The 7,041-nt window shown below is 69.7% G+C and carries 7 protein-coding genes and 2 pseudogenes; 6 read left to right on the forward strand and 3 right to left on the reverse strand.

Annotated elements, in window-relative coordinates; genetic code table 11:
• The first annotated feature begins 19 nt into the window (after positions 1–19).
• The 3 genes and pseudogenes from QH470_RS32440 (at position 20) to QH470_RS32455 (ending at position 3,174) form a co-directional block, all read left to right on the forward strand.
• Positions 20–1,624: an ABC-F family ATP-binding cassette domain-containing protein gene (locus tag QH470_RS32440; protein WP_425302822.1), complete on the forward strand. Its 1,605-nt coding sequence runs from the start codon at positions 20–22 to the stop codon at positions 1,622–1,624.
• Between the two features lie 37 nt (positions 1,625–1,661).
• On the forward strand, positions 1,662–2,303 hold the full coding sequence (locus QH470_RS32445; RefSeq protein WP_280276196.1) for a CatB-related O-acetyltransferase: 642 nt from the start codon (positions 1,662–1,664) through the stop codon (positions 2,301–2,303).
• Positions 2,300–3,174, forward strand: a pseudogene (locus QH470_RS32455) (macrolide family glycosyltransferase). Before QH470_RS32445 ends, QH470_RS32455 begins: the two are co-directional and overlap by 4 nt.
• Positions 3,175–3,193: 19 nt before the next feature.
• On the opposite strand, the gene QH470_RS32460 reads toward QH470_RS32455, so the two are convergent.
• Positions 3,194–3,790, reverse strand: coding sequence for a helix-turn-helix domain-containing protein (locus QH470_RS32460; protein ID WP_280276199.1), 597 nt, complete (start codon positions 3,788–3,790; stop codon positions 3,194–3,196).
• Between the two features lie 104 nt (positions 3,791–3,894).
• Here QH470_RS32460 and QH470_RS32465 point away from each other — a divergent pair, with 104 nt between their 5' ends.
• Positions 3,895–4,494, forward strand: coding sequence for a Uma2 family endonuclease (locus QH470_RS32465; RefSeq protein ID WP_280276200.1), 600 nt, complete (start codon positions 3,895–3,897; stop codon positions 4,492–4,494).
• A 59-nt stretch (positions 4,495–4,553) separates the two neighbouring features.
• Here the strand turns inward: QH470_RS32465 and QH470_RS32470 are convergent, their stop codons facing one another.
• A complete protein-coding gene (locus QH470_RS32470; RefSeq protein WP_280276201.1) occupies positions 4,554–5,003 on the reverse strand; it encodes a helix-turn-helix domain-containing protein in 450 nt (149 codons plus the stop codon).
• 72 nt (positions 5,004–5,075) lie between these two features.
• On the opposite strand from QH470_RS32470, the gene QH470_RS32475 reads away from it, so the two are divergent.
• A complete protein-coding gene (locus QH470_RS32475; protein WP_280276202.1) occupies positions 5,076–6,488 on the forward strand; it encodes an amidase in 1,413 nt (470 codons plus the stop codon).
• Positions 6,485–6,664 carry a hypothetical protein gene (locus QH470_RS32480; RefSeq protein ID WP_280276203.1) on the forward strand — a complete coding sequence of 60 codons (180 nt, stop codon included), beginning with the start codon at positions 6,485–6,487 and terminating at the stop codon, positions 6,662–6,664. Before QH470_RS32475 ends, QH470_RS32480 begins: the two co-directional genes overlap by 4 nt.
• Before the next feature lie 76 nt (positions 6,665–6,740).
• On the opposite strand, the pseudogene QH470_RS32485 reads toward QH470_RS32480, so the two are convergent.
• Positions 6,741–7,041 (reverse strand): annotated as a pseudogene (locus QH470_RS32485) (preprotein translocase subunit SecA); the annotation flags it as partial.

The raw sequence follows: 7,041 nt of genomic DNA on the forward strand, positions 1-7,041 counted from the left end.
GTGTGTGTGATTCCATCCCCTGATCCCCGCGCTGGGGGTAACCATTTCTTTCGCCGGCCTATGCGTCCTGTATGTGGTGACGTGTGCGCTGGCGGGGGGTGCGCGCACGGGCATAGTCGGAGAGAACGGGTCCGGCAAGACGACCCTGCTGCGCCTGTTCGCCGGGCGGGAGCGGCCCGATCAAGGCGAGATCGTCGTCCAGGCCGACGGCGGCGTCGGATATCTCGCGCAGGACGAGCGGCTGTCGCCGGCCCTGACCGTCCAGCAGGTCATCGACCGATCGCTGGGCGAGTTGCGCGCGATCGAGCGGCGGATGCGCGGCCTCGAGGTCGCGATGACCGCGGGCGACGAATCCGCGATGGCCGAATACGGCGAGCTGACAACGGTTTTCGAGCTGCGCGGCGGTTACGACGCGGATGCCCGGGTGGAACGCGCGCTGCACGGTCTCGGCCTGGGACTGGTGGAGCGGGACCGCACCGTGGGCGGGCTGTCCGGCGGCGAGCAGGTCCGGTTGCGCTTGGCCGCCGTGCTGGCGGCCGGCACGGAGGTGCTGCTGCTGGACGAGCCGACCAATCATCTCGACGATGCCGCCCTGAGCTGGCTCGAGGAACACCTGCGCACCCGCCGCGGCACCACCGTGATGGTCTCGCACGATCGGGTCTTCCTCGGGCGGGTCGCCACCAGCCTGCTGGAGGTCGACGCGGACACCCGCCGGGTCGTGCGCTACGGCAACGGGTACGCCGGATTCCTCGCGGGAAAGGCGGCGGCGCGGGAGCGGTGGGTGCAGGAGCACACGCGATGGCAGGCCGATGTCGAACGGCAGCGCGAGGCCGTCGCAACCACGGCACGCCGGGTCGCCCCCGGGCGCGCGATGCGGGACAACAACAAGATGGCCTACGACCGGGCCGGTGGGCGGGTGCAGCAGTCGCTGGCCGGGCGGGTCCGCAATGCCGAGGAACGCTTGCGCCGCCTGCTCGCCGAGCCGGTTCCGGCGCCCCCGGAGCCGTTGCGTTTCACCGCCGCCGTGCGGACGGGCCGGGCACGCGGCACGGTGCTGGACGCCACGGACATCACCGTCGCGGGACGCCTGGACCGGACCGGCGTCACGGTCCGCGCCGGTGACCGACTACTGATCACCGGGCCGAACGGCGCGGGCAAGACCACCCTGCTGCGGGTGCTCGCCGGGGAACTGACCCCGGACGGCGGCACCGTCACCCGTGGCGGCAGGATCGGTTTCCTCGCGCAGCAACCGCGGCCCGCCGCACCCGGCGAGACGCTGCTGGCCGCCTTCGCCCGCGGTCGTGCCGGGGATCTCGCCGAGCATGCCGAGCGGCTGCTGTCGCTGGGCCTGTTCGACCGCGGTCGGCTCACGACACCGGTCGAGCACCTGTCCACCGGGCAGCGGCAGCGGCTCGCGCTGGCGCGGCTGGTCACCGAGCCGGCGGACGTGCTGCTGCTGGACGAGCCGACCAATCACCTGTCCCCCGGCCTGGTCGAGGATGTGGAGACCGCCCTGGCCGAATACCGGGGCGCGCTCGTGATCGTCAGTCACGATCGGCGGCTGCGGGAACGGTGGCAGGGTGCGCGGCTCGACCTTCGGACACCGGCCGCCGTCGGTTCCTGACATCCATCACTGACGTTCGCACAGAAGGAGATTCGCGATGCCCGCTGTTCCCGCGGACCCGACCGTCCTGCACCCCATGCCCGGCCAGCCGCGCGTCGTGATGCTGCGGCCCCTGGTCACCTCGCCCCTGATCGAGATCGGGGAGTTCTCCTACTACGACGATCCCGACGACGCGACCGCCTTCGAAACCCGCAACGTGCTGTACCACTACGGACCCGAAAAACTGATCATCGGGAAATTCTGCGCGCTCGGGACCGGGGTGCGGTTCATCATGAACGGCGCCAATCACCGCATGGACGGGCCTTCGACATTCCCGTTCCCGATGATGAGCGGCGCGTGGTCGGACCACACCGACCTACTGGCCGAGCTGCCGAATCGCGGGGACACGGTCGTCGGCAACGACGTCTGGTTCGGTTACGGCGCGACGGTGTTGCCCGGCGTCCGCATCGGGCACGGCGCGATCATCGGCGCGCACGCCGTCGTCACCGCCGACGTCCCCGACTACGGCATCGTCGGCGGCAACCCGGCCCGCCTCGTCCGGACCCGCTACGCCGAACGCGATATCGCCCGGCTGCTGGCGGTGGCCTGGTGGGACTGGCCGGTGGAGCACATCACCGAACATATCCGCGTGATCATGTCCGGCACCGTCGACGAACTCGAAGGAGTACAACCTCGATGACCTCTCCCGCTCATATCGCGATGATCGGCATCCCGGCCGTCAGCCATGTCCTGCCGAGTCTCGAGGTCATCCGTGAACTGGTCGGCCGGGGCCATCGCGTCACCTATGCCAACGACCCGGCGGTCGGCGACCTCATCGAGTCCACCGGCGCCGAATTCGTCCGGTGCACTTCCGTATTGCCGGTCGCCGACAACAACTGGCCGTCACCACCGACGTGGACGAGTTCTCCGGCGCGCCCGCCAAGGCGCTGGCGCTGATCCCGCGGGCGATGCAGCCGCATGCCGATCGGGTCGACGGCGACAAGGTGACCTTCGTCGGGCCGTGCCTGGGTCCACGCGGCGAGGGTTGGCCGCGGCCCGATGTCGAACGGGTGCTGCTGATCTCGCTGGGATCGGCGTATACCCGTCAGCCCGAGTTCTACCGGCAATGCCTGGCGGCCTTCGGTGACCTGCCCGGTTGGCACGTCGTCCTGCCGATCGGAAAGTACGTCGACCCAAGCGAACTCGGCGATATTCCCGCGAATGTCGAAGTGCACCAATGGGTTCCGCAGCGTGCGATCCTGGAGCAGGCCGCCGCGTTCGTCACGCACGCCGGGATGGGCGGGTGCGGGGAAGGGCTGCTGGCCGGGGTGCCGATGATCGCCGTTCCACAGGCCGCCGAGCAGTTCCTCAACGCGGACCGGCTCGTGGAACTGGGGGTGGCGCGGCGCATCGATACCGCGGAGGCGACCGCCGAGAACCTCCGAAAAGCGTTGCGGGAACTCGTTTCCGACGCCGAGGTCGGGCGCCGCTCGGATCGTCTCCGGGCCGACACCCGTGCCGAGGGCGGGACCCGGCGAGCCGCCGATCTCATCGAGAGCATGCTGGACTGAGCGGGCGCCGGCATTTGCCTCAGGTGTGTGGCGGCAGGTGTGCGCGCACGCCCTGCAGGCCGAACAGGATCAGGAGTTCGACCGCGCCGCCGTCGGCACTGCCGAGCCAGTGCGGCAGGGATGTGTCGAATTCGGCGGCCTCGCCGGGCGGCAGGGTCAGATCACGTTCGCCGACCACGAGACGCAGACGGCCGTTGAGAACGTACAGCCATTCGAAGCCGTCGTGGGTCTGCGGAGTCGGTTCGAGGGGTTCCGGACGGGCGGGGATGATCATCTTGAACGCGTGCACTCCGCCCGGCCGCCGGGACAGGGGCACGAAGGTCATCCCGTGCCGATGGATCGGTTTCAGATGGATGCGGGGATCGCCGGTGCGCGGGGCGCCGACGAGGTCGTCCAGCGGCACGTCATAGGTGCGGGCGAGCGGCAGCAACAATTCCAACGTCGCCCGCCGCTGCCCGCTCTCCAGCCGCGACAACGTGCTCTCCGACACCCCGGTCCGCACCGCCAGATCCGCGAGAGTAATCCCGCGATGGCGACGCAGCGCACGCAACCGCGAACCAACCGTCTCGAGCACATTCTCGGTATCGGGGTCCACCCGCCCATCTTGCCGGAACATCACCGAATTCCGACGGCGCCCGACCGTCGTGGGCGGCCCGTTGCGGTGCATACTGGTGACTGGAATATCGATTCGAGCGACTCCGATCTGATCACGAGGACCCGATGACCGCCGCCCCCATGCCTCCGGCTCACGAGCCGCTGCCGGGGTGGTTGGTGCCGCCACCCGGTGGATTTATCGCAGAGGATCTCGACCGCCTGCCCGATCTGCCGCCACACACCGAACTGATCGACGGGAGCCTCGTCTTCGTGAGCCCGCAGATGAACTTCCACGCTCTCGTCATCGATCTGCTGGTCGCGGGCCTGCGGCGCTTCGCTCCCGGCACATTGCGAGTACGTCGCGAGATGACAGTGACTCTCGACCGCCGTCAGCGACCCGAACCCGACCTGATCGTCGTCCACGCATCCTCGGTCCTCGGTCCCGAACAGACGACATTCCGACCCGACGATGTGGTGCTCGCAGTCGAAGTCGTCTCGCCGGATTCGGTTATCCGCGACCGGGAACGCAAGCCGCAACTGTATGCGCGCGCCGGAATACCACACTTCTGGCGAGTCGAGAATGTGGACAGTAGAGCTGTCGTCTATGTGTACGAACTCGATCCTGCGACAAGGGCTTACGCACCGACGGGCATCCACCACGACCGTTTGAAACTGACGGTGCCGTTCGACATTGATGTGGATCTCACGGAGTACACCACGCTGTAAGCGTTGTGCAGCAACGCTTCTGATTCGCTACCATCTAATCGGCACTGTGCCTGCGTAATTCATGCTTCGGCGCGATCAGGCTCGCCCCCGGCGGTGTCGTCTGTGCCGCATTCCTCGCGGTCGGTGACCGCCGCGCGGAAAGCCGGGCATTGGGTGGGGTCGCCGGGCTGGTGGCATTCCAGTAGGCCGCTCAGGTAGTCGTGCGCGGTGGCGAGGGTGGCCATCTCGGCGCGGATGGCGGACATTCGGGCGGCTACGGTTTCGCGCCACTGCGGGCCGGTGCCGCCGTGCAGTAGTGCCGCGATGTCGGCGAGGGGGAGTTGTCCCGTCGCTCGCCAGAGCTTGATCAATGCGATTCGGGACACCTGGTCGTGGCTGTAGTAGCGGCGGCCCGCCCGTCGGTGCGGAACCAGCAGCCCCTGCCGCTCCCAGTAGTGCAACGTGGAGATCGGCAGGGCGAAGCGCTCGGCGACCGTGGCGATGCCGAAAGACTCCGTCGGCTCGTTCACCTGACCATTTGAACTCAACCCGGGTTGAGGAAGCAAGGTAATCCTAACTTTCTCTACGACTCGGGAGTTTTGTTGAACCGGAAACACTTCACGCTGTGCGAAGCCGCCGCGGCGATCCGGGCGGGCGTCGTCTCCAGCACGGAGCTGGTCGAGGACGCGCTCGCCGCGGCCGACCGGTGGGACGACCCGCTGGGGATCTACGTCACCCGGACCGACGACCTCGCGCTGGCCACCGCCGAGCGAGCCGATCGGGAACTGGCTGCTGGGCACGACCGCGGGCCGCTGCACGGAATCCCGTTCGGGGTCAAGGATTTGATCGCCGTGGCCGGGGTGCCGACCTCCGCGCAGAGCCTCCTGCGGCAGCGGGAGCGAGCGCCCGAACACCATGCCGCGGTGGTCGAGCGGCTGCTGGCCGCGGGTGCGGTGATCACCGGCAAGACCACGACGACGGAGTTCGGTTGTGGCCTGCCGGACCCGGCGAAACCCTTTCCGGTGCCGCGGAATCCGTGGGACCCGCGGCGGTGGGCGGGCGGGTCGAGTTCGGGGACGGCCGCCGGGGTGGCCGCGGGTGTGTTCCCTGCCGGTCTGGGGACCGACACCGCGGGCAGCATTCGGGTGCCGGCGGCGTTCTGCGGAGTGACCGGGCTGGCACCGACTTTCGGCCTGGTGCCCACGACAGGCTGCCTGCCGCTGGGATACAGCCTGGACCGGGTGGGCCCACTCGCACATGGGGCCCGCGATTGCGCCGCCGTACTCGCGGTGCTGGCCGGTACGGCCCCCGAGACGTTCCGGCCACCGGATCCCGGGACGGGACTGACCGGGCTGCGAATCGGGATCGTCCGCGAACATCCTCTGCCACCGGCGGCCGATCCGGCATTGCCGGCGGTCTTCGAGCGCGCGGTCACCGTGCTGGCCGACCTGGGAGCCACCGTGACCGAGGTCGTATTGCCCTTCCGGACCGAGGCCGTCACGGCGACGATGGTCGTCGCGAGCGCCGAAGGACTCGCCCGGCACCGCCTCGATCTGGCCGACCGCTGGGAGGACTACACCTCGGCGGCCCGCAGCCTACTCGCGAACGGGGCCATGATCAGCGGCGCCGATTACGTCCAGGCCCAGCGGGTGCGCTCCCTGGTGGACGATGCCGTGACCGAGCTGTTCGCCACCGTCGATGTCGTCGTCTCGCCGACCGCGGCGGCCGCGGCGCCCCTGCTGGCCGCGCTGACCGACGAGTCCGGATATCAGGACAACGACGCGGCGTACGGCATGGCGTTCACCCCGTACTGGAACAGCGTGCCCGATCCGGTGCTGTCGATGCCGATGGGCCGCAACGCCGCGGGCCTGCCACTCGCCATGCAGATCGCGGCGCCTCGCTACGCGGACGCCACCGCGCTGCGGGTCGCGGCGGCCTTCCAGGACCACACCGACTGGCATCGACCACGAGCCCTCGGTTCCCCGTTCCCGACGAGCACCGAGGCGCACGCATGACCGACCACGATCGCCCGGAGGTGACCGTCACCGCCGCCCTGACCGCCGCGAATCTGCCCGCATCCGGCGTCGAGCTCGCCGAGCTGATCGCCCGCTATCCGGCATTGCGGGCGGCGATCGACGCACTGTATGCCCTGCCCGGAATCCAGGAAGCAACGCCGATGCGGCCACGATGACAACGGCGTTCGACACGCCCGATCGAACAGGAACGCCCACCCCGGACGACGGGGTGGGCGTCTCTCGCTGCCGTAATTACCTGCGGCGCTTGGCCTTCGGGGGCTTGGCGCTGTGGCGGGAGTCGGCGCGGGCGGCCTCGCGGCGCTCGCGGCGGGTCATGCCGTCGTCGGCGGGGTCGGCGCCGTATTCCTCGCGGTCGCTGTGGCGGGCCGCGTGGCCGCCCTCGTCCGGGCCCGAGTAGGTCAGACCGCTCACGTCGCGCTGGTCGATTCCCTTGGCGCGCAAGGCCGCCGGGGCGCCGTTGACCGGTTCCTCGACCGGGGCGGGGGCGGCGGCGCCGACCGGGGAGCGCAGGCCGGGGGCTACGGCGGAGCCC

The organism is Nocardia wallacei (assembly GCF_029868745.1).
Taxonomy (GTDB): Bacteria; Actinomycetota; Actinomycetes; order Mycobacteriales; family Mycobacteriaceae; genus Nocardia; species Nocardia wallacei_B.

Bases quoted from the DNA above. Each gene is read 5' to 3' on its own strand.
- QH470_RS32465 (WP_280276200.1), top strand. From the start codon at position 3,895: ATGACCGCCGCCCCCATGCCTCCGGCTCACGAGCCGCTGCCGGGGTGG.
- QH470_RS32460 (WP_280276199.1), bottom strand. From the start codon at position 3,790: ATGTTCCGGCAAGATGGGCGGGTGGACCCCGATACCGAGAATGTGCTC.
- QH470_RS32445 (WP_280276196.1), top strand. From the start codon at position 1,662: ATGCCCGCTGTTCCCGCGGACCCGACCGTCCTGCACCCCATGCCCGGC.
- QH470_RS32480 (WP_280276203.1), top strand. From the start codon at position 6,485: ATGACCGACCACGATCGCCCGGAGGTGACCGTCACCGCCGCCCTGACC.